The organism is Spirillospora sp. NPDC000708, from assembly GCF_040299565.1.
In the GTDB taxonomy this organism is placed as follows: domain Bacteria; phylum Actinomycetota; class Actinomycetes; order Streptosporangiales; family Streptosporangiaceae; genus Spirillospora.
Map to the genome: position 1 here is coordinate 1 of NZ_JBEPCJ010000083.1, position 21,036 is coordinate 21,036.

Sequence of the window (21,036 nt, forward strand, 5' to 3'; positions counted from 1 at the left end):
CCGTCGCGATCGCGAGCGAAGCCAAGTTCGAGCTTGCGAGAACTTGATCGCGCAGCGAGCCCCCAGGGCGAGTCGGAGCGATGCAGCGATCGCACACATCGCCCGCCGAAGGAAGGCCGTCTAGCGGCCTGACGCCAAGGGCAATGCCGATCAACTCGTACTCCGGGACTAGGGGAAGTCAGACCTGGTGCCGAGTGACTGGCGGGGTGACCGGTCGGTAGGGTCCGCGTATGTCCAGACGATTCCTCGGTCTTGTCCCGCTGTCGCTCGTGCTGCTGGCCGGTGCGTGCGGGGGCGGCGGGTCCGACAAGCCGGCGCCGAAGGCGGACTTCGACGGGGCGCAGACGCTGAAGCGGTCGGCCGGCGCCATGGCGGACCTGAAGAGCGTCGCGTTCACGGTGACGTCGGACGGCAAGACGCCGATCATGGTCAAGGGCGGCGACATGAAGCTGCTCCGGGACGGCGACGCGCAGGGGACGCTGACCCTCGAGCAGTCGGGCCAGAACGTCGAGGCGAAGGTCGTCGCGAAGGGCGACACGTTCTACCTGGACGCGGGGACGGGCGGCTGGCGGAAGCTGCCGAAGTCGATGGCGTCGGCGGTGTACGACCCGTCGGCGGTGCTCGACCCGAACCGGGGCATCGCCAAGCTGCTGGGCTCGCTGCAGGCGCCGAAGGCCGAGGCCGTGGAGAAGGTGGACGGCAAGGAGGCCTACCGGGTCGCGGCGACGCTGCCGCAGGACCAGGTCGGGGGGCTGATCCCGGGGATCGGCGACGATCTCGCCGGGCAGGTGTGGGTGAGCAAGGCCGACGGGCGGCTGCTGAAGGTGCGGGGGGCGTTCCCGAAGGGGCAGGGCGCCGTGGTGATCACGTTCACCGACTTCAACGCCCCCTACAAGATCAGCGCTCCGAAGTGACCGCGCGGCGCGGGATCGCGATCGGGGCCGGCGGCGCGGTGGTGCTGCTGGCCGCGCTGGACGCCTACGTCGTGACGACGATCCTGATGCCGGTGGTGAAGGACCTGGGCGTCCCGGTGAACCGGCTGGAGCGGATCACGCCGGTGCTCACCGGGTTCCTGCTCGGGTACGTGGCGGCGATGCCGCTGCTCGGGCAGCTGTCGGACCGGTTCGGGCGGCGGCCGCTGCTGCAGGCGTGCCTGGTGTTCTTCGCGGCCGGGTCGGTGGTGACGGCGCTGGCGCAGGACGTGCCGGTGCTGACGGCGGGGCGGGTCGTCCAGGGGGTGGCGGGCGGTGCGCTGCTGCCGGTGACGATGGCGCTGGCCGGGGACCTGTGGGACGAGCGGCGGCGTCCGGTGGTGCTGGGCGCGGTGGGCGCGGCGCAGGAGCTGGGGAGCGTGCTCGGACCGCTGTACGGGGCGGGGATCGCGGCGGCGCTGGAGTGGCGCGCGATCTTCTGGATCAACGTGCCGCTGGCGGTGCTCGCGATCGTGGCGGTGCAGCTCACGGTGCCGGGCGGGCGGCCGGAGGGGCCGCGCCCTGGCGTGGACGTGGTGGGCGGGCTGCTGCTGGCGGCGGGCCTCGCCCTGCTGGTCGTGGGGGTCTACAACCCGGATCCGGAGAAGTCGGCGCTGCCGTCGTGGGGGCTGCCCGTGATGGCGGCGGGCGTCGTGGTCCTCGCGGTGTTCGTGCTGTGGGAGGTCAGGGCCCGGACGAGGCTGCTGGACCTCGGCGGTGTGCGGCGCGGGCCGCTGCTGGCGACGCTGGGCGTGAGCTTCCTGTCGGGGGCGGCGCTGATGGTGACGCTGGTGGACGTGGTGCTCGTCGCGCAGACCGTCCTGAACAAGGACGAGACCGAGGGCGCGCTGCTGCTGACGCGGTTCCTGGTGGCGCTGCCGGTCGCGGCGGTGGCGGGCGGGGTCGTCGCGCGGCGCGTCGGCGAGCGGTGGCCGATGGCGGCGGGGATGCTCGTCTCCGCGGTCGGTTACGTGCTGATCGCGGGGTGGCCGGCGGACCTGGCGCACGCGTCGTACGGGCCGCTGCCGCGAATGGACGTCGACCTCGTGGTGACGGGGCTCGGGCTGGGCCTGGTGATCGCTCCGGTGTCGTCGGCGGTGCTGGCGTTCGTGCCGCCGGCGCGGCACGGGGTGGCGTCGGCGGCCGTGGTGGTCGCGCGGATGATGGGGATGCTGCTCGGGATCTCGGCGCTGTCGGCATGGGGCTTCCACCGGTTCCACGTGCTGACGGCGCATCTGCAGCCGCCGCTGCCGTTCCTGATGTCGAAGGCGGAGTTCGCGAAGGAGATGACCGTGTACAAGGCGGCGGTGCGGGACGCGCTGCGGGCGGAGTACCGGGAGATCTTCTGGATCACGGCGGGGATGTGCGTGCTGGGCGCCGTGCTGGCGCTGGTGGCGGGGGCGCGGCGGGACGGCGCGGAGCCCGCGGCGGAGCCGGCGGAGAGCCTGGCCGCGCGCTGACCTCGCGGTTCGCCCGGGACGCAAGAGCCGGAGAAGAAATGGCCGGATCCGGCCATGCTCGGCTGCCACATCGCTCACACCGGGCGCGTTGTTCCCGTGGTTCGCGCGGCGCCTGGTTAGCGTGACTTGCTCCGCCGCCCGCGCCCCGGCGGCCCGGCCGGTGGCGCTTCCCCCCCGACCCCGCGGAACCGCGGCAGAAAGACGGTGAGCCCGTGCATCGGATGAGCGGACTGGACGCCAGCTTCTACCTCCTGGAGGACGAGAACACGCCCCTGCACGTCGCGTCGGTGGTCGTCTTCGAGGGGCCCGCGCCCTCGTACGGCGACGTGGTCAGGACGATCGCCGCGAAGCTGCCCCTCGTCCCCCGGTACCGGCAGCGCGTGCGGGGCGTCCCCCTGCACCTCGGACGGCCCGTCTGGGTGGACGATCCGCATTTCAACATCCTGTACCACGTCCGGCACACCGCCCTCCCGGCGCCGGGCAACGACGAGCAGCTGCGCAACCTGTCCGGCCGGGTCCTCGCGCAGCGCCTCGACCCGGCGAAGCCGCTGTGGGAGATCTGGCTGGTCGAGGGCCTGACCGGCGGGCGCTGGGCGATGATCGCGAAGGTGCACCACTGCATGGTGGACGGCATCGCCGGCATGGACCTCGCGACCGTGCTGTTCGACCTGTCCCCCGAGTTCGAGCAGCCCCGCGAGACCGAGCCGTGGGAGCCGGACGCCGAGCCGTCCGACCTGGCGCTGCTGGCGGACGCCGCGCGCCGCACCGTCACCCGCCCGCTGCGCCAGCTCACGGATGTGGCGCGCAGCGCGGGCGCGGTCCGGGAGGCGCACCGGCTGCGCGAGTTCGCGTCCGGGTTGACCCGCGCGACCGCCCGGTTCGCCAGCCCGTCGGCGGGCTGCCTGAACGGGCCGATCGGCCCGCACCGGCGCTGGTGCTGGCAGCGGGTGCCGCTGGACGAGGTGAAGGCGGCCCGCAAGGCGCTCGGCGGGACGGTCAACGACATCGTGCTGACCGCGGTGTCCGCCGGGTACCGCGACCTGCTGAACGCGCGCGGGCGGCTGGAGGACGACACCGTCGTGCGGACGGCGGTGCCGGTGTCGCACCGCGGCGCGGACGAGCGCGGCGAGCTGAACAACCGGGTCGCGGCCGTGTTCGTGAACCTGCCGGTGGGCGTGGAGGACCCGCTCGAGCGGCTGCGCCGCGTCCGCGAGCAGACCGACGACGTCAAGCGCAGCAACCAGGCCGCCGGGACGCAGGCGATCACCCGGCTCACCGACACGGCCGTGGCGCCGGCGCTGCTGTCGCTGGCCGCGCGGATCCCGGTGCGGCTGCGCCAGGACATCGTGCAGACGGTCACGACGAACGTGCCGGGCCCCGACTTCCCGCTGTACGTGATGGGGCGCCGCGTCCTGGAGATGCACCCGTACGTGCCGCTGACCGGCGGCATCCGGGTCGCGACCGCGATCGTGTCGTACTGCGGGACGCTCCATTTCGGGATCACCGGCGACTTCGACGCGATGCCGGACCTGGACGTGCTGGCGAAGGGCGTGCAGGCCGGGCTGGACGAGCTGGTGCGGGCGGCGGACGGCGCCCGTCCGGCCGGCCCGCGAACCCCCTGAGGAACCGCGGGCGGGCCCGGGGGTTGGGGGGGGGGGGGGGGGCCCCCCCCCCCCAGGAGCGGGGCGCCCCGGGGAGGGGGGGGGGGGCCCCGCCCAGGCGGGGCCCGCATCAGGCCACCGCATCGACGTGCCGGGCCCCACCTGGGAAAGGATTCGGTCACCGATCATGTGCCGATCTTCGAACTCGGGAATATCCTGGGGAATGAGGGTCCAGGACCCCCTGCCGGGTGGGCACGCCCCGGGGAGGTGACGCAGATGCGCGGGTCCCGCGCCGGACGTGGCGGCGGACCGGCCGTCAGGCTGCGCCGCAGGCTCGGCCTGGAGCACAACGAGCTGCGCAGGCACATCGACCGCGTGCAGCGGACGATCGCGCTGGGGCTGCTCCTGCTGATGCTCGCGGTGGCACCGCCGCTGGCGTTCTGGGCCGGAACGTGGTCGTACCACGCCGGCGGCGCCGCCGAGCGCGCCGAGCGGGCGCAGCGGCACCAGGTGGTCGCCACCGTCGTCTCGACGGGCGGCATCGGCTCCTCGGGCGACCGCTACATCCACGAGACCGTGCAGGCGACCTGGCCCGGCGCCGGCGGCGCGACCCGCACCGGGACGCTGCCGAGCTGGAAGAACGCGAAGGTCGGCGCGCACCGGACGATCTGGATCGACGCCAAGGGCGATCCGACGGTCCGCCCGCGCCCGCACAGCCGGACGGTCACCGACGCGGCCTACGCCTCGACGGCCGCGGTCCTCGGCGTGGCGATGCCGATCCTGCTGGCGTACCTGCTGGTCCGCCGCCGCTGCGACCGCCGCCGCGACGAGATGTGGGAGGCCGACTGGGCCCGCATGGACGCGGCCGGCCAGCGGTGAGGACCGGCTAGTCGTCCTCGACCAGCCGGGCGGCCACCCGGTCGAGGACGGCCAGCTCCTCCGGGGAGAGCTCGTAGAGGGCGGCCGGCGGGGTGCTGAGGATCCGCTCGGCCTCGGCGGCGACGGCGCGGCCGGCGGCGGTGACGGTCACGAGCTTGGACCGGCGGTCGGCCGGGTTCGCGGTGCGCTCGACGAGGCCGCGCTCGACCAGGTCGTCCACCACGAGGGTGACGTAGGGGCGGTCGGAGACGAGCCGGTCGGCGAGGCCGCGCAGGGTGAGCGGTTCGGGCGCGGCGGCCAGCCGGCGCAGCGCCTTGACCCGGAAGAAGCTCATGCCGAGCGCCTCGGTGACCTCGGCGCGCCGGTCGCTGCGCTCGTGCATGAGGATGCCGAGGTTGCGCCAGGCGCGGGCGGCCAGGTCCGGCTGGTCGCCCGCCGCGGGGGCGGACGATCTGCCGGACGCGGGGCCGGGCTGCTTCATCGGGTGCTCGCTCCCGTCACGTGGTGTTCGCCGGGGGCCGGCTCGGCGGTCTCGAACAGCGCGGCCGTCCGCTCCGCGCTGCGGGCCGCGCGGCGCCCGGTGGTGAGCACGCCGAGCACCAGCACGACGGCGGCGCAGCCGGCCAGCACCCAGTATGCCGGGCGGGCGGCGTCCACGAAGCCGGTCCCGCCGGAGCGCGCGCCGGACGTGCCGGCGGCGAGGACCGCGCCGATCACCGCGACGCCGAGGGCCTGGCCGACCTGCCGGCTGGTGGACGCGACGGCGGCGGCGACGCCCGCCTGCGCGCGCGGCATCCCGGACACCGCGGTGTTGGTGATCGGCGAGTTGACCATGCCGAACCCGATGCCGAACAGGACGTAGGCGATGAAGAGCGTGACGTCGTGGGTCTCGGCGTCGAACGCGGCGATGAGCACCGCGCTGGCGAGCGTCGCGGCGCCCGCGACGACGAGCGAGGGGCGGGGCCCGCGGCTGCCGACGAGGCGCCCGGACAGCGGCGCGAACACGGCGCTCATCGCGGCCATCGGCAGCAGGTAGAGGCCGGCGTGCAGGGCCGACATCCCCCGCACGTCCTGCAGATAGAGGGCGTTGAGGAACATGAACCCGCCGAGCGCCGCGAACTCCGACACCGCGATGACGGTCGCGCCGGCGAACGGGACGCTGCGGAAGAAGCGCAGGTCGATCAGCGGTTCGGGGGTGCGCAGCGCGTGCCGGACGAACCCGGCGAGGCTGAGCGCGGCGACGGCGGCGGCGCCGAGCACGGCGGGGTCGCCCCAGCCGCGGCCCGGGCCCTCGATGATCGCGTAGGTCAGGGTGCCGAGCAGCGCGATCATGAAGAGCTGGCCGGCCGGGTCGGCGCGGCGCGGCCGCTCGGCGCGGGACTCCGGCACGTACAGCGCGGTCAGCGCGAGCGCGGCCAGCCCGATCGGCACGTTCAGCCAGAAGATGGAGCGCCAGCCGACCGAGTCGACGAGGACGCCGCCGACGAGCGGGCCCATCGCCATGCTGAGCCCGACGACGGCGCCCCACACGCCGATGGCGCGGGCGCGCTCGCGGGGCTCGGTGAACACGTTCGTGATGATCGACATGGCGACCGGGTTGAGCATCGAGCCGCCGACGGCCTGCACGACCCGGGCGCCGACGAGCCAGCCGAGGGACGGGGCGAGGCTGCACAGCACCGAGCCGAGCACGAACAGCGCGAGCCCGGTCTGGAAGACGCGGCGGCGGCCGATCCGGTCGGCGGTGGAGCCGGCGAGGATGAGCAGCGAGGCGAGGACGATGAGGTAGGCGTCGATGGTCCATTGCAGGCCGGACACCGAGCTGTGGAACTCGCGCCGCAGCGTGGGCAGCGCGACGTTCAGGATGGTGTTGTCCAGGCTGACGATGAGCAGGCTCATGCAGCAGATGGCCAGCACCAGGATCCGGCGGCGGGGAGTGAGGTCGGTCAAGCGGACTCCAATCGTTGTACGCGTACAACGGTTATAAGCGTACAACTATTTCCGGGGTCCGCCGCCTGTGTCCCCCATCACCCCGCCGCACCTCAGCCGACCTGGTGGGACTCCGCGCGAGCGGCGCGGGCGGTGCGGGCCGCGCGCGCCGCCGGGACGACGAGCGGCGTCCCGGTCTCCGGGCAGTCGATCACCCGGCACGGCAGCCGGAACACCTCCTCGACCAGCTCCGCCGTGACCACGGCCCCCGGCTCGCCCTCCGCCACGATCGCCCCGTCCCGCATCGCGATCATGTGGGTGGCGTACCGCGCCGCGTGGTTCAGGTCGTGCAGGACGGCGACGACGGTGCGGCCCTCCTCGTGCAGCCGCGCGCACAGGTCCAGCACCTCGATCTGGTGGGCGATGTCGAGGTAGGTGGTCGGCTCGTCCAGCAGCAGCAGCGGCGTCTGCTGCGCGAGCGCCATCGCGATCCACACCCGCTGCCGCTGCCCGCCGGACAGCTCGTCCACCGGGCGGTCCGCCAGCGCGGCGACGCCGGTCGCCTCCATCGACTCGGTGACGACCCGCTCGTCCTCGCGGGACCACTGCCGCAGCAGCCCCTGGTGCGGGTACCGGCCGCGCGAGACCAGGTCGGCGACCGTGATGCCCTCCGGCGCGATCGACGACTGCGGCAGCAGCCCGAGGGTGCGGGCGAGCTTCTTGGCGGGCCATGCCGCGATCGGCTCGCCGTCCAGCACGACGGTGCCGGACGCGGGCTTGAGGATGCGCGCGAGCGCCCGCAGCAGGGTCGACTTGCCGCACGCGTTCGGCCCGACGATCACGGTGAACGAGCCGTCCGGCACCGCGACGTCGAGGTCGCGCGCGATGGTGCGCCTGTCGTAGGCCAGGGTGAGGCCCGTGCCGCTCAGCCGCGCGTTCGCGTCCTTCATTCAGATCCGTCCCGTCTTGCGTTGGGTCACGAGGAGCCAGACCAGGTAGCCGCCGCCGAGCAGCCCGGTCACCACGCCGACCGGGAGCTGGTGGCCGGTGAACGCGCGCTGCGCGGCCCAGTCGGCCGCCACCAGCAGCGCCGCGCCCATGCACATGGACGGCAGCAGGTTGGGCCCGGGCGTGCGGGTCAGCCGGCGGGCGAGCTGCGGCGCGGTCAGCGCCACGAACGACACCGGCCCCGCGGCCGCCGCGGCGAGCGAGGCGAGCAGCACGGCCGCGGCCAGCATGATCAGCCGGACCCGCTCGATCGGGACGCCGAGGCCGTGCGCCGCGTCGTCGCCCATCTCCAGCATCCGCAGCGCGCGCCCGCAGCCGATCACCACCAGCGGCCCGAGCACGGCGAGGGCGGCGAGGACGGGCGCCGCGTCGGCCCAGTCCCGGCCGTCCAGGCTGCCGGTCAGCCACAGCACGGCGCGCGCCGCGTCGGTGATCTTCGCCTGGGTGAGCAGGTAGCCGTTCACACCGGTGAGGATCGCGGCGACGCCGATGCCGACGAGGATCAGCCGCTGCCCGTGCGCGCCGTGCCGGCCGGCCACCGCGTACACGAGGGCGCCGGTGAGCAGCCCGCCGCCGACGGCCCCCGCCGCGACGGCCGCGCTGCCGCCGCCGGTCAGCACGATCACGCCGAGCACGCCGCTCGCCGCGCCCTGGGTGAAGCCGAGCACGTCCGGGCTGCCGAGCGGGTTGCGGGTCAGCGACTGGAAGATCGCGCCGGCCAGCCCGAGCGCGGCGCCGACCGCGAGCCCGGCCGCCGCGCGGGGCAGCCGGATCTCGTTCACGATCAGCGAGTCGGCGGGCGTGCCGTTCCCCAGCAGCGTCCGGACGACGCCGGCGGGGCCCATCGGGAAGTCGCCGCTGCCGATCAGCAGCACGCTGACGCCCAGCGCGACGAGCAGGCAGAGGACGGCGACCGCGAGCGCGCGCGGGCGGAACCGCAGCGACAGCCCGTTCGGCGTCCTGACGACGGCGGGCTTCACGCCGCGACCGCCTTGCTGCGCGGCCGCCGGACGAAGTAGAGGAACACCGGCCCGCCGGCGACCACCATCACGATCCCGACCTGGAGCTCGGACGGCCGGACGACGACGCGTCCGAGCACGTCCGCGGCCAGCATCAGCGCGGGCGCGAGCACCGCGCAGTACGGCAGCAGCCAGCGCAGGTCGGGCCCGGTCAGCGCGCGGACGAGGTGCGGCACCATCAGCCCGACGAAGATGATCGGCCCGCAGGCCGCGGTCGCGGCGCCGCACAGCAGCGTGACGGCGGCGATCGCCAGGATCTTGGCGCGCCCGGGGCGGGCGCCGAGCGCGCGCGCCGCGTCCTCGCCCATCGCCATGGCGTTCAGCGGGCGGGCCAGCAGCAGCGCCAGGACGAGCCCGACCGCGACGAACGGCGCGACCTTCTCGACCGTGGACATCTGCGCGGCGGCGAGGGACCCGACCGTCCAGAACCGCATCCGGTCGAGGGACGCGGTGTCGAGCAGCTGGACGGCGTTGACGTAGGAGTACAGCGCGGCGTTGAGCGCGGACCCGGCGAGCGCGAGCCGCGCGGGCGTCGCGCCGCGCCCGCCGCCGACCGCGTACAGCAGCACGGCCACCGCCCCGGCGCCCGCGAACGCGAACCACACGAACCCGGCGAACGAGACGATGCCGAAGAAGGAGATCGCGGACACGACGGCGGCGGACGCGCCCGCGTTGATGCCGAGGAGGCCGGGGTCAGCGAGCGGGTTCCGGGTGAGCGCCTGCATCACCGCGCCGGCCAGCCCGAGCGCGATGCCCGCGAGGAGCCCGAGCAGGGTGCGCGGCAGGCGCATCTGGTGGACGACGGTGTAGGAGCCCGACCCGCGGTGCAGGAGCCCGTCCCACGCCTGGCCGACCGACAGCGGTCTCGCGCCGACCGCGAGGCTCAGGACGAGCACGGTCAGGAGCAGCAGTACCGCCGCGACCAGCCCTAACGCGCAGGCGGATTGGCGCCGCGCGGGTGCCGGCGGACGTGCGGCGGGCGCGGGCGCTGGGGCCGTCGGTGGCGCGGTTCTGGTCAACGGCACGGGCTGGCTCCGGGGGGACGGACGGGGGCGACGACCCGCCCCCTGCCACTGGACAACGACTTAGGTTAGGTTAACCTAAGCGCCCATCGGGCCGGAATCCGGCCATAGCGTTCGATGAGAGATGAGCAGCCGAAAATGTGGACATCCCCCTCCCCCTCCCTCACCCGCCGCGGCCTTCTCGGCGCCGGCGGCGCCGTCGCCCTCGGCGCCCTGATCAGCGCGTGCGGCGGAGGCGGCGGCGGGAAGAGCGAGGCGTCCCCGTCCGGCGGCGCCTGGACCTTCACCGACGACCGCGGCACCGCCGTGAAGCTCAAGTCGCGCCCGACGCGCGTCGTCGGATACGTCGGCGCCCTCGCCGCCCTCTACGACTTCGGCGTGGACCGGCAGATCGTCGGCGTCTACGGGCCGACGAAGCTGAAGGACGGCAAGCCCGACCCCCAGGCCGGGAACCTGCCCGTCGACCGGCTGACCATCATCGGCAACGCCTACGGCGAGTTCAACATCGAGAAGTACGCCTCGCTCCGCCCCGAACTGCTCGTGGACAACATGTTCATCAAGGACGAGCTGTTCTACGTTCCGGCCGAGAGCAAGGACAAGATCTACGCGCTGGCGCCGCAGGTCGCGATCTCCGCCGGCTCCGTCGCGCTGCCGAAGCCGATCGAGCGGACCGCCGCGCTCGCCGCCGCGCTCGGCGCCGACCTGGGGTCCGCCAAGGTCACCGCCGCCAAGGCCCGCTTCGACAAGGCCGTCGAGTCGCTGCGCGCCGCCGTGAAGGCCAACGCCGGGCTGAAGGTCCTCGCCGCGTCCGCCAGCCCCGACCTGTTCTACGCCTCCAGCCCGAACAAGAACACCGACCTCATCTACTTCAAGGAGCTCGGCCTCGACCTCATCGTGCCGGACAAGCTCGGCCAGGACGGCTACTTCGAGGACCTGAGCTGGGAGAACGCCGACAAGTACAAGGCCGACGTCATCATGCTCGACAGCCGCACGCAGGCCCTGCAGCCGAAGGACCTCCGCTCGAAGCCGTCCTGGAAGGACCTGCCCGCGGTGAAGGCCGGCCAGGTCATCGCCTGGCAGCCCGAGCCCCGCTTCTCCTACGAGGGGTGCGCGCCGATCATCGAGGCCCTCGCCCAGACCGTCCGCACCGCGAAGAAGACCGGCTGACCCAGCGGCCGCGACCGCCGGCCCGCGTCCACCGAAAGGCACAGCGATGAGGACCCCCAGCCACCCGTACGCCTTCTTCGACCTGCACGTCCTGCGGTCCGCGCCGCTCGGCCCCTCGATGGTCCGGGTCACCTTCGGCGGGACGTGCCTGGACGGCCGCCCCGGCGGCTTCGCCGGCGGCGGGCGCGACCAGCGGTTCAAGATCTTCCTGCCGCATCCGCACCAGGACGCGCCCGTCATCCCGGACGACCGGTCGGCCGACACCTGGTTCGCCGACTGGCGCGCGCTCGACCCGGCCGAGCGCGGCATCATGCGGTCCTACACCGTGCGGGCGCAGCGCCCCGGCGAGCTGGACGTCGACTTCGCGCTGCACCCCGGCGGGACGTCCGGCCCGGCGTCCCGCTGGGCGTCGGCGGCCCGCCCCGGCGACCGCGTCGCGGTGCTCGGCCCGACCGGGCCCGACAACGGCGGCTGCGACTTCCGCCCGCCGCCCGGACGGCCCGTCGTGATCGCGGGCGACCTCACCGCGCTCCCCGCCATCGCCGGGAACCTCGCCTGGCTGCCCGCCGGGACGCCCGCGCGGGTGTTCGTCGAGACCCCGCACCCGGGCGACCGGCAGGACCTGCCGAGCGACGCCGACGCGGAGATCGGCTGGGTCTCCGCGGGCGGCCTCCTCGACGCGGTGCGCGGCTCGTCCGTCCCGGACGGCGCGTACGCGTGGATCGCGGGCGAGTCCGCCACCGTGAAGGCGCTGCGCCGGCACCTGGTGAACGAGCGCGGCCTGCACCGCCGCGACGTCACCTTCACCGGCTACTGGCGGCGCGGCGCCACCGAGGAGGACCTGCTCGCCGAGGTCGTCGGGGGCGGCAGCCCCGCCACCGAGGAGTGACCCCGCTTCGGGCGACGGGTGTCAGGGCGGCGGCAGGACGCCCCGCTCGATCGCGGCCATCACCGCCGCCGTCCGGTCCGACACGTCGAGCTTCGCGAACACCCGCAGCAGGTGCGTCTTCACCGTCGCCTGCCCGATGAACAGCCGCGCCCCGATCTCGGCGTTCGTCAGCCCCCGCGCGACCAGCGCGAGGACCTCCGCCTCCCGCGCCGACAGCACGGCGGGCGCGGGCGCCGTACCCGCCTCGCGCTCCTCGCTCGCCCGCGCCGCGTCCAGCCGCGCCGACACCGACGGCGACAGCACCGTCCGGCCCGCCGCGACGTCCCGGATCGCGGCGGCCAGGTCCGTGCGGGACGCGTCCTTCAGCAGGTAGCCCGCCGCCCCCGACCGGACGGCGCGGACGATGTCCGCGTCGTCCTCGAACGTCGTCAGCACCAGCACCCGGTGCCCCGGGCCGAGCCGCTCGATCGCGCTCACCCCGTCGCCGCCGGGCATCCGCAGGTCCATCAGGATCACGTCGGGCCGCACCCGCGGCACCAGCGCGACCGCCTCGTCCCCGCTCGCCGCCTCCGCCGCCACCTCCAGACCGGGCTCGGCCGCCAGCATCCCGCGCAGCCCCTCCCGGACGATCGGATGGTCGTCCACGATCATCACGCGGAGCACGGCAGCACCGCCTCGACCACGGCGCCCTCCCCGGCGCCGCTGCGCACGGCGAGGGCGCCGCCCGCCTGCTCGACGCGCCCGCGCATGCCGCGCAGCCCGAACCCGGACGCGACCGCCTCCGGGTCGAAGCCCCGGCCGTCGTCGGCGACCGTCAGCCGCGCCGCGTCCGGCGCGAACTCCAGCGACATCCACACCGACCGCGCGCCCGCGTGCTTGCGGACGTTCGCGAGCGACTCCTGCGCGACCCGCAGCAGCACCACCTCCGCCGCCGGTCCGAGCGGCCGCTGCTCGCCCTCCACGTCCAGGTCGACGGGCAGCGCGAAGTCCGCGGCGAGCCGCCGCAGCGCCTCCGCCAGCGACCCCGCCGCCAGCGCGGGCGGTGCCAGCGCCGCGACCAGCCCCCGCGTCTCGGCGAGGTTCTCCCGCGCCGTCCGCGCCACCAGCTCCAGGTGCCGGTTCGGCCCGACCTCCGCCTCGGCCGCCTGCACCAGCATCACGATGCTGGTGAACCCCTGCGCGATCGTGTCGTGGATGTCGCGGGCGAGCCGCTCCCGCTCGGCGAGCACGCCCGCCTCCCGGCTCACCTCCGCCAGCTCGTCCCGGGTGCGGTCCAGCTCGTCGATCAGCCGGGCCCGCTCCCGGTTCTGCGCGCTGAGCCGGCCGATGAAGGTGGCGAGCAGCGCGCTGCACGCGATGCCGACCAGCATCATCACCAGCGTCAGCGTCACGCCCGCGCCGGACGCCACCATCGCCGACCCGACCGCGCCGGAGAACAGCACCATCATCAGCACGAACCCGCGGGCCGTGCCGTACACCATGTAGACCTGCGGGGCGAGCGCCGCCAGGCCCGTCGACGTCACCGGCGCCAGCAGCGTCGCCGGCACGAACATCAGCACCAGCGCCGCCGCGTACAGCCGGCAGCCGGGCCGCCGCTCCTCGCGGGACCGCAGCGCCTTCCGCCCGACCGCCACGTACGCCGTGCTCAGCAGCACCAGCAGCAGGATCGCCGCCGACCGCCGCCCCGGCGGCAGCCCGTCCGCCGCCGTCGCCGCGATCGTGCCGACCAGCACCAGCGCGAAGTAGGCGTCCCAGAAGGGATACGACCGGTACCAGACGTCCTCCGCCCGCGCCGCCGCCGGGTCGCCACCGCTCATGTCCTGTCCGCTCCCCCGGCGTGCCGCGCGGCCCGTCCGCCCTGTCCACCGACCGGTGGATAGTACTGCCGCCCCGCCACCGGAAGCATTGCGGGCATGAACAACAACCCCGTCCGGGCCGCCCTGTTCGCCCTCACGATCCTCTACGGGCTCCTCATCGCCCTCCTCGCCGTGCTCGACACCCCCGCCCTCGGCCTCGTCGCCGCGATCGGCGGCGTGCTGCTCGGCCTCGGCTGGGCGTTCGCCGGCCGCTTCACCCGCGGCCGCGCCTGACCCCCGGGCCGGGCGGCCCTCCGCGCGGACGCCATCGCAGGGGCGGCGTCCGCGCCGGTCAGGGCCACCGGCCCTCGGCGTACAGCCCGATCAGCGCCGCGTGCGACAGGGGCTTGGACAGGTCGTCCACGTCCCCGTTGACGGTGTAGTCGAGCAGCACCACCTCGCCGAGCCGCCGCACCTCCTCGACCAGGTCCGCGACCCTGTTCTCCAACACCCACCGGTACGCGGGCAGGTAGATCTCCCGGCGCGCCCGCCCGTACGGCAGCAGCTCGTCGCCGTCGAGCCCCGCCCGGTGCCCGCGCACCGCCCCGTACTTGCGGACCGTCCGCTTGATGCCCTTCATCGACGTGATCGCCAGCCGGGCCGGGTCGACGTCGGTACCCTCGAACACCTTGAGCGCCTGCCAGATCCCCTCGACCGACGCGCCCGTCACCCCGTCCGAGAACGGCACCGGTATGCCGCCGTGCGGGTAGAACGGGCTGAACCGCACCCACGGCTGGGCGCCTCGCGACGTCACGTCCAGCACCACCGCCCCCGGCCACTCCGCCTCCACCGACGCCGGCGCCCGCCGCCGGCTCGCCACATGAATCCCCACGCGCCGCACCCTCCCACCCGCCACCGACATTCCCCGCCGGACGCGGGCGGGCGCCCGCGCTGGACCACCGCCGGCGGGGCGGGCCGCGCGGAGCCGGACCGGCCACAGCCGGACAGCCCCGGCCGCCGAGATCATCGTTACGCTCGGGCGGGGAGGTGCCGGTGGACCCGTTGAACAGCATCCTGGGCGCCGCGAAGGTGGCGCAGGGACGGTTCTCCTTCTACGTCTCCCTCCAGCTCACCAGCGTTCTCGCTCCAGGCGTGTGCGTCGTCGCCGAGGTCGCCTTCCTCGTCTCGCGGACGTCCGGCGCGAAGGTCGTCAAGGGCCTCGGCCAGTCCACCGTGCTCGTCTCGCTCATCGCGGCCCTGGCGGTCCTCGCCATCGGGTACGTGGTCGGCTACGTGTGCCGCGAGCTGGGGTTCAAGTTCGTCGCGCTCCTCGAAAGGCTGCCGCCCTTCCGATCGCGGGACGACCCCTCCGCGGCGCTCGCGGAACTGGTCGGCCCCGTCCGGTACGGGGAGTTCCTTGAGGCGCATCCCTATCTCGCCGCTCTGGACGAGGAGGGCCGGCGCTCCGGTGAGCGCCGGTGGATCGGCGGTTACCACCGGGATTCGCTGACCTACGAGCGTTTCGTCTATGCCAAGACATGGCTCAAGAACCATGCCGCCGGCTTCAGCGTCGACTCCACCGAGTCCGAGATCAACATCCTGACCGCCACGCTGGTCCCGATCGGGCTGGGCGCGGTGGACCTCACGGTGGTGACCGCACCCCGGGCCTGGCTCTTCGCCCTCGCGGCACTACTGGCCGCCGTCCTCTGGACGGTCGTCCTGGGTTCCGTGCTGAGGCTCCGCCGATCCGAGCGGTGGGAGTCGCTGCGGAACCTGCTGCTCGACCACTCCATGCGCCGGGCGATCGCGGAGTACGCGCCGCCGCCGGAGACCACGGGCGGCGGCGCGCCCTCCTGAGCCGTCAGCGGTGGTGCCCGAGGTCCGGGAGCACGCGCGGGTCGAGCGGCCCGTCCAGCACGAAGAGCATGATGCGGACGTCGGCTCCCGACAGGTGCGCCGCGACGGCCCGGTGGGTGCCGTCGAGCAGCACGGCCCCGCCGCCGCCCACCGCGTAGGCCGGTAGGACGAGCTGGACCGGCCGGTCCTCGCCGCTGAAGGCGTCCGCGAACCCGTGGATCCGGTCCCGCCGGTCGGCGGGCCAGATGTCCATCGCGTCCGCGCACTCCGCCACTCGGAGGGGCCGGTCACCGGGATTGCGCCAGTCCCCGTCGGTTCCGTCCGCGGTCTGGTACCAGACGGTGAAGAGGCCGCCCAGAACGTCCGGCGACCGGCTGAACCGCTCGCGGACCGCGCAACCGGCGCCTTCGAGCGCGTCCCAGTCGAGCCAGGCCCGGACACCCCCGTCCCTGAAAACGGTGATGAATTCGCCGATGTCCATCCCCGGACACTAACGGCACCACCTCGGACGGCGACCCGTCCGCAGGGGACGAAGTTCAGCCCGAGCCGGACGGGGCGCGGCTCAGGTCGACGACGCAGAAGGGGTTGCCGTCGGGGTCGGCGAGGACGACGAAGTCGGGGTCCGGCGGGTACAGGTCCCAGTCGACGCGGCTCGCGCCGAGCGCGACCAGCCGCTCGACCTCGGTCTCCTGCTCGGCGGTGCTGTCCACGAACAGGTCGAGGTGCAGGCGCGGGCGGGGTTCGGCGGGCGACCCGCTGCGCATCAGCCCGAGGGCCCGTCCCGACCCGTCCGCGTGGTCCAGCGTCCGCCAGTTCGGGCTCTCCCAGTCCGGGACGGCCACGAGATCCAGCGCCGCCGTCCAGAACGCCACGGCACGCGCGAGGTCGGTCACACCGATCACCGGAAAGCCCAGACGCAGCATGAACGCGAGTCTAGGGCCGGTGGCGTGGCGCCGCCCGCCGCGGCGGTGTATGCATGAGGGCCAAATGGATATCGAGGATCTGTCGGACGCGGAACGAGCGCTCTGGGACGCGTTCCCGAACGCGGGCAAGGTCGATCTGACCGGGACCGGGGAGGCGGTGCGCGGCGAGGTCGTCTCGGCGCTGCTGCTGGGCGCCCGCCCGGCCGACGCGGGGCAGGTCCCGGCGGTGCGGCTCACGGGCGCGCGGATCACCGGCGTGCTCGACCTGTCCTTCGCCGAGGTCCGGTACGCGGTGCTGATGCGCGACTGCGTGTTCGACGAGCCGCCCGCCCTCTACGCCACCCGGATACGGCAGTTCAGCCTGACCGGCTCCCGGCTGCCCGCCCTCTTCGCCTCGGACTCGCAGGTCGACGGCCTGCTGTGGCTGCGCAACTGCCGCCTCGACGGCCCGCTGCAGCTCGTCGGCACCCGGATCGACGGGACGCTGTCGCTACGCGCGGCCCGCCTCGCGGACGTCGAGGCGTACGCGCTGACCGTCGCCCGCAACATCGACGCCGCCGATGCCGAGGTCACCGGCGAGGTCATGCTGCAGGGCGCGCACGTCGGCGGTACCTGCGTCCTCGACGGCGCGCGCCTGTCCAACCCCGGCGCCGTCGCGCTCGACGCCGAGGGGATCGAGCTGCCGTCCGGGCTGCACGCGCGGGGTCTCACCGCCGACGGCGAGGTCCGCCTGCCGGACGCGCGGATCGGGCGGCGCCTCGTTCTGACCGGCGCCCGGCTGTCCAACCCCGGCGGTACCGCCCTCGACGCCGACCGCGCCCGGATCGACGGGGCCGCCGTCCTGGACGGAGGGTTCCGCGCCGAGGGCAAGGTCGGCATGCGCTCCGCGGCGATCGGCGGCACCCTCCTGCTCAGCGGCGCCGAGCTCGACGCCCCCGGCGGCACCGCGCTGAACGCGCGGCTGATCACCGTCGGCAGCAGCCTGCGCGCCGCGAACGGGTTCCGGACGCGCGGCCGGGTCTGCCTGGACTCGGCGACCGTCCAGGGCACGGCCGACTTCGCCGGCGCGCACCTCAGCGACCCCGGTGGGGAAGCGCTCGGCCTGTGCCGCGCCGAGGTCACCGGCGGCCTCGCCGGCGAGGGCCTGCGCACCGAGGGCGAGATCCGCCTGATCGACTCGGTCTTCGGGGCGAGCGTCGAGCTGGACGGCGCGCAGCTGTCCAACCCCGGCGGTCGATCGCTCATCGGTTACGGCCTGACCATCAGCGGCGTCCTGAACTGCCGGAACGGGTTCACCGCGACGGGCCGCATGTCCCTCGCGGGCGCCCGCGTCGGCGAGCTCGGCTTCGACGACGCGACGATCAGCGGCTACGACGACCTCGCGCTCGGCCTCCGGCGCGTACGGGCGGACATGCTCTGGTTCTCGCGCTGCACGCTCACCGAGGGGACGGTCGACCTGCGGCACGCCCGCATCGAGATCCTCCGCGACGACCCCGCCCGCTGGCCCGCCCGCCCTCAGCTGGACGGGTTCGTCTACCAGGCCATCGACAAGCCCGGCCCGCTCGCCGCCCGCCTCGCCTGGCTGGACGCCGCCGACGGCTACCACCCGCAGCCCTACGAGCAGCTCGCGGCCGTCTTCCAGGGCATGGGCCGCGATGCCGAGGCCCGCACCGTCCGCCTGGCCAAGCAACGCCGCCGCCGGCGCACCCTCCCGCCCCTTGCCCGCGCCTGGGGCGTCGCCCAGGACTGGACCGTCGGCTACGGCTACCGTCCGCTCCGCGCGGGAATCCTCCTGGCCGCTCTCCTCGCGATCGGAACCGTGCTGTTCGCCGCGCACCACCCCGTCCCCCTCAAGAAGGACGAGGCGCCCGCCTTCAACCCGTTCCTCTACACCCTCGACCTGCTCCTGCCGATCATCAGCTTCGGCCAGGAGCCGGCCTTCAACCCGCGCGGCCCTTACCAGTGGCTCGCGGCCGCGCTGATCGCCTCGGGCTGGATCCTCGCCACCACGATCGCCGCCGGCATAACCCGCGTCCTCTCCCGCCAGTAACAAAAAGGGTCCCGTCCCAAAGGGACAGGACCACAAGAAGAAAACACCGCCCTCAACCCGGGAGGGGGCGTGGGGGCGAAGCCCCCACATCGGGTGTCCGGGGATCACCCCCGAGCACGCCACCTGCTTCGGCTCCCGCGATTGGACTCGAACCAATAACCTGCCGGTTAACAGCCGGCTGCTCTGCCGATTGAGCTACGCGGGATCGTGCGTCCGGCGGGGCCTCGGCCCCTGCCAGCGCGTCTAGGTTAGCGCATGTGCGGGGCTGTTCGCGCACGCGTCGCGGGTGGGGGCGGCGTTCTCGGGTATGGAGTGTGGACGATCGGCCCCCAAAGGGAGTTGAACATGAAGTCGCGCATGATGTTCATGGCAGGCGCCGCGATCGGCTACGTCCTCGGGACGAAGGCCGGACGGGAACGCTACGAGCAGATCAAGCGCCTCTCGCGGCAGGTGTCGGAGAACCCCAACGTGCAGGAGGCCGCGGGCATGCTGCGCGCCAAGGGCGGCGAGTTCGCCGGTGCGGCGCGGGAGAAGGCCGGCGAGATGGCCTCGACCGCGAAGGAGAAGGTGCCGCAGCAGAAGTCCGGCCGGCACCAGGCCGAGGACGAGCCGAAGGTCTATCCGGGCTAGAGGCCCGTCTGGCGGCGCAGGGCCTCGAGGACCTGCTCGGCCTGGGCGCGCAGGCCCGGGTCGTCGGGGTCGAGGCCCGCGTCGAAGACGAACGTCCAGCGCACGTCCCCGCCGGTGGCGGGGCGCCGGCCCGCTATGCGCACCTTCCCGCCCCCGGGGAGGTGCGCCTGGTGGGTCACCGCGATGGTGGCGGTGACGCGTTCCCGGACGGTCTCGGGGACGGAGCCGGGCTCGGTGAGGCGGACGTGGTGCTCCGCGCCGCCGGAGGTCTCCTCGACGTGCAGCCAGCCGTCCTTCCAGGTGGCCTGGTCGACGCGCTCCCACGGGATGCGGACGAAGCCGCCGGACGGGGCCGGGACGTGCAGGGCGGCGGTGGTGGCGACCACGTGGGAGCCGCCGCGGGTGGGGGCGGACGCGAGGACGCGTTCGCCGCGTTCGATCGTGAGCGCGTCGCGGACCGCGGAGGGCAGGTGGCCCCGGAGTAGGCGCATGCCCCCACGGTAGGCGATCAGGCGGCCTGCGGGGCGCGGCGGGCCCCGAGCAGGTCGAGGACGAGGGCGGCGGACCAGGAGTAGTCGTGGCTGCCGCGCCCGGTGCCGTCGAAGGGGTCGAAGAACTCGCGGAACCCGGACTGGCGGACGAGCCGCATCGTGGAGCCGTACAGCAGGTCGGCGACGACGGGGAGGCCGTGGGCGAGGGCGCCGTACCAGATCAGCCAGTTCGTGCTGACCCAGGTGGGGCCGCGCCAGTAGCCGCCGCGGTCGAAGGCGGGCGCCTGGATGTCGCAGGTGGGGACGGGGTATCCGGCGGCGCCCGCGAACCGGGCGGACAGCAGCAGGTCGACGAGGTTGCGGACGTGCGCGGCGGGCAGCTCGGGGTCGAGGAGGGGGCCGAAGGAGCCGGCGGTGATGACGGGCAGGAGCCGGTCGTCGCGCAGGTCGCGGGCGCGGAAGCAGCCGGTGTCGGCGTCCCAGAGGCGGTCGAGGAGGGCGGCGTGGACGCGCTGCGCGGCCTCCAGGTGCGGGGCGGGGTCGGCGCCGACGATCCGGGCGACCTCGGCGAGGGCGTGCGCGGAGGCGAGGAAGGTGGCGTTGACGAGCGGGTCCTCGACCGCGAACGGGTGGGATTCGCGCAGGTAGTCGGGCCGGTAGCCGGCCTCGCGCATGAGGGCGACGAGCCGGACGTAGCGGTCGTAGTCCTCGCCGGTGGGCAGGGCGCGGGAGCGGTGGGCGGGCGCGTAGGCGCTGGGCGGGAGCTGGAGGGCGCCGAGGGGACGGTCCCAGGCGGGGCTGTTGTCGAGGCCGGACTCCCAGGGGTGGCAGATCGCGATGAGGCCGCTGGAGCCGAGGTCGCGGGCGGTGGTGAGGTAGCGGTGCTGCGCGGCGAGCATCGGGTAGAGGCGGGCGAGGAAGCCGCGGCTGCTCTCCCCGTCGGGGGCGCATTCGTGCAGGCGGAGGGCGACGAGGGCGTGCACGGGCGGCTGGGTGAGCCCGGAGGTCTGGACGCCGCGGGGCGCCGCGCGCTGCTCGGTGCTGCGCCACAGCTCGGGGCCGGGGAAGAACGCGTGCCGGGCGAGGGTCGTGTTGAACACGATGTGCGGGAGCATGCCGTCGGCCCACTGGCCGCGGAAGAGCGACAGCAGCTCGGTCTCGGCGCGCTCGGGGCGGTGCCGGGCCAGGCCGAGGCTGATGAAGGCGGAGTCCCAGCTCCACTGGTGGGGGTAGAGGCCGGGCGACGCGGCGGTCGCGGTCCCGGTCCAGTTCGCGTCCAGGACGCGGGCCGCGGCCTTCCACAGGGCGGTCTCGTCGCCGGTGAGACGGGAGCTCATGCGCTCAGGG

General features: G+C 74.4%; 22 protein-coding genes and 1 tRNA gene. 10 read left to right on the plus strand and 13 right to left on the minus strand.

Annotated features, from left to right (window positions below; all coding sequences use genetic code 11):
• Positions 1 to 230 precede the first annotated feature (230 nt).
• The 4 genes from ABT299_RS40095 to ABT299_RS40110 all read left to right on the plus strand — a co-directional run bounded on the left by ABT299_RS40095 (position 231) and on the right by ABT299_RS40110 (position 4,911).
• A complete protein-coding gene (locus ABT299_RS40095) occupies positions 231 to 914 on the plus strand; it encodes an LppX_LprAFG lipoprotein (RefSeq protein ID WP_433238343.1) in 684 nt (227 codons plus the stop codon).
• On the plus strand, positions 911 to 2,431 hold the full coding sequence (locus ABT299_RS40100) for an MFS transporter (RefSeq protein ID WP_500253952.1): 1,521 nt from the start codon (positions 911 to 913) through the stop codon (positions 2,429 to 2,431). Before ABT299_RS40095 ends, ABT299_RS40100 begins: the two co-directional genes overlap by 4 nt.
• A gap of 221 nt (positions 2,432 to 2,652) precedes the next feature.
• Positions 2,653 to 4,053 carry a WS/DGAT/MGAT family O-acyltransferase gene (locus ABT299_RS40105; protein WP_500253953.1) on the plus strand — a complete coding sequence of 467 codons (1,401 nt, stop codon included), beginning with the start codon at positions 2,653 to 2,655 and terminating at the stop codon, positions 4,051 to 4,053.
• A 255-nt stretch (positions 4,054 to 4,308) separates the two neighbouring features.
• Positions 4,309 to 4,911, plus strand: coding sequence for an Rv1733c family protein (locus ABT299_RS40110; RefSeq protein WP_190858625.1), 603 nt, complete (start codon positions 4,309 to 4,311; stop codon positions 4,909 to 4,911).
• A 7-nt stretch (positions 4,912 to 4,918) separates the two neighbouring features.
• On the opposite strand, the gene ABT299_RS40115 is transcribed toward ABT299_RS40110, so the two are convergent.
• From ABT299_RS40115 to ABT299_RS40135, 5 genes are all read right to left on the minus strand, one after another.
• Positions 4,919 to 5,392, minus strand: coding sequence for a MarR family winged helix-turn-helix transcriptional regulator (locus ABT299_RS40115; protein WP_190868827.1), 474 nt, complete (start codon positions 5,390 to 5,392; stop codon positions 4,919 to 4,921).
• The gene (locus ABT299_RS40120) at positions 5,389 to 6,858 is read right to left on the minus strand and encodes an MFS transporter (RefSeq protein WP_433138921.1); all 1,470 of its coding nucleotides are present in this window, start codon (positions 6,856 to 6,858) and stop codon (positions 5,389 to 5,391) included. The genes ABT299_RS40115 and ABT299_RS40120 overlap by 4 nt, the downstream gene beginning before the upstream one ends.
• 92 nt (positions 6,859 to 6,950) lie before the next feature.
• Entirely contained in the window at positions 6,951 to 7,787 is an 837-nt protein-coding gene (locus ABT299_RS40125) for an ABC transporter ATP-binding protein (protein WP_190868825.1), read from the minus strand.
• Complete coding sequence (locus ABT299_RS40130; protein ID WP_500253954.1) at positions 7,788 to 8,825, minus strand: FecCD family ABC transporter permease; 1,038 nt, start codon at positions 8,823 to 8,825, stop codon at positions 7,788 to 7,790.
• The gene (locus tag ABT299_RS40135) at positions 8,822 to 9,760 is read right to left on the minus strand and encodes a FecCD family ABC transporter permease (RefSeq protein ID WP_500253955.1); all 939 of its coding nucleotides are present in this window, start codon (positions 9,758 to 9,760) and stop codon (positions 8,822 to 8,824) included. The genes ABT299_RS40130 and ABT299_RS40135 overlap by 4 nt, the downstream gene beginning before the upstream one ends.
• 264 nt (positions 9,761 to 10,024) lie before the next feature.
• Here ABT299_RS40135 and ABT299_RS40140 point away from each other — a divergent pair, with 264 nt between their 5' ends.
• Positions 10,025 to 11,053, plus strand: a complete 1,029-nt coding sequence (locus ABT299_RS40140) for an ABC transporter substrate-binding protein (RefSeq protein ID WP_500253956.1) — start codon at positions 10,025 to 10,027, stop codon at positions 11,051 to 11,053.
• 46 nt (positions 11,054 to 11,099) lie between these two features.
• Positions 11,100 to 11,942: a siderophore-interacting protein gene (locus tag ABT299_RS40145; RefSeq protein WP_190868821.1), complete on the plus strand. Its 843-nt coding sequence runs from the start codon at positions 11,100 to 11,102 to the stop codon at positions 11,940 to 11,942.
• A gap of 21 nt (positions 11,943 to 11,963) precedes the next feature.
• Here the strand turns inward: ABT299_RS40145 and ABT299_RS40150 are convergent, their stop codons facing one another.
• On the minus strand, positions 11,964 to 12,605 hold the full coding sequence (locus tag ABT299_RS40150; protein WP_500253957.1) for a response regulator: 642 nt from the start codon (positions 12,603 to 12,605) through the stop codon (positions 11,964 to 11,966).
• Complete coding sequence (locus ABT299_RS40155) at positions 12,593 to 13,759, minus strand: sensor histidine kinase (protein WP_190868819.1); 1,167 nt, start codon at positions 13,757 to 13,759, stop codon at positions 12,593 to 12,595. Before ABT299_RS40155 ends, ABT299_RS40150 begins: the two co-directional genes overlap by 13 nt.
• A 96-nt stretch (positions 13,760 to 13,855) precedes the next feature.
• Here ABT299_RS40155 and ABT299_RS40160 point away from each other — a divergent pair, with 96 nt between their 5' ends.
• Positions 13,856 to 14,032 (plus strand): hypothetical protein, encoded by a 177-nt coding sequence (locus ABT299_RS40160; protein ID WP_190868818.1) that lies wholly within the window; start codon positions 13,856 to 13,858, stop codon positions 14,030 to 14,032.
• Positions 14,033 to 14,090: 58 nt separating this feature from the next.
• Here ABT299_RS40160 and ABT299_RS40165 read toward each other — a convergent pair whose 3' ends face one another.
• The gene (locus ABT299_RS40165) at positions 14,091 to 14,630 is read right to left on the minus strand and encodes a DUF6939 family protein (protein WP_500253958.1); all 540 of its coding nucleotides are present in this window, start codon (positions 14,628 to 14,630) and stop codon (positions 14,091 to 14,093) included.
• 161 nt (positions 14,631 to 14,791) lie between these two features.
• Here ABT299_RS40165 and ABT299_RS40170 point away from each other — a divergent pair, with 161 nt between their 5' ends.
• Complete coding sequence (locus ABT299_RS40170) at positions 14,792 to 15,595, plus strand: hypothetical protein (protein WP_500253959.1); 804 nt, start codon at positions 14,792 to 14,794, stop codon at positions 15,593 to 15,595.
• 4 nt (positions 15,596 to 15,599) lie between these two features.
• Here ABT299_RS40170 and ABT299_RS40175 read toward each other — a convergent pair whose 3' ends face one another.
• Both ABT299_RS40175 and ABT299_RS40180 read right to left on the minus strand, forming a co-directional pair.
• Complete coding sequence (locus tag ABT299_RS40175; protein ID WP_500253960.1) at positions 15,600 to 16,076, minus strand: hypothetical protein; 477 nt, start codon at positions 16,074 to 16,076, stop codon at positions 15,600 to 15,602.
• A 55-nt stretch (positions 16,077 to 16,131) separates the two neighbouring features.
• Positions 16,132 to 16,518 carry a VOC family protein gene (locus tag ABT299_RS40180; RefSeq protein WP_500253961.1) on the minus strand — a complete coding sequence of 129 codons (387 nt, stop codon included), beginning with the start codon at positions 16,516 to 16,518 and terminating at the stop codon, positions 16,132 to 16,134.
• Positions 16,519 to 16,582: 64 nt separating this feature from the next.
• Between ABT299_RS40180 and ABT299_RS40185 the strand changes: the two genes are divergently transcribed.
• Positions 16,583 to 18,568 carry a hypothetical protein gene (locus ABT299_RS40185; protein WP_500253962.1) on the plus strand — a complete coding sequence of 662 codons (1,986 nt, stop codon included), beginning with the start codon at positions 16,583 to 16,585 and terminating at the stop codon, positions 18,566 to 18,568.
• Between the two features lie 132 nt (positions 18,569 to 18,700).
• On the opposite strand, the gene ABT299_RS40190 is transcribed toward ABT299_RS40185, so the two are convergent.
• Positions 18,701 to 18,773 (minus strand) — tRNA-Asn (locus tag ABT299_RS40190).
• Positions 18,774 to 18,913: 140 nt separating this feature from the next.
• Between ABT299_RS40190 and ABT299_RS40195 the strand changes: the two genes are divergently transcribed.
• On the plus strand, positions 18,914 to 19,198 hold the full coding sequence (locus tag ABT299_RS40195; RefSeq protein ID WP_190867738.1) for a YtxH domain-containing protein: 285 nt from the start codon (positions 18,914 to 18,916) through the stop codon (positions 19,196 to 19,198).
• On the opposite strand, the gene ABT299_RS40200 is transcribed toward ABT299_RS40195, so the two are convergent.
• Both ABT299_RS40200 and ABT299_RS40205 read right to left on the minus strand, forming a co-directional pair.
• Positions 19,195 to 19,689 (minus strand): hypothetical protein, encoded by a 495-nt coding sequence (locus ABT299_RS40200; RefSeq protein WP_190867740.1) that lies wholly within the window; start codon positions 19,687 to 19,689, stop codon positions 19,195 to 19,197. The genes ABT299_RS40195 and ABT299_RS40200 overlap by 4 nt on opposite strands.
• Positions 19,690 to 19,706: 17 nt before the next feature.
• The gene (locus ABT299_RS40205) at positions 19,707 to 21,026 is read right to left on the minus strand and encodes an MGH1-like glycoside hydrolase domain-containing protein (protein WP_433238388.1); all 1,320 of its coding nucleotides are present in this window, start codon (positions 21,024 to 21,026) and stop codon (positions 19,707 to 19,709) included.
• Between the last annotated feature and the right edge of the window lie 10 nt (positions 21,027 to 21,036).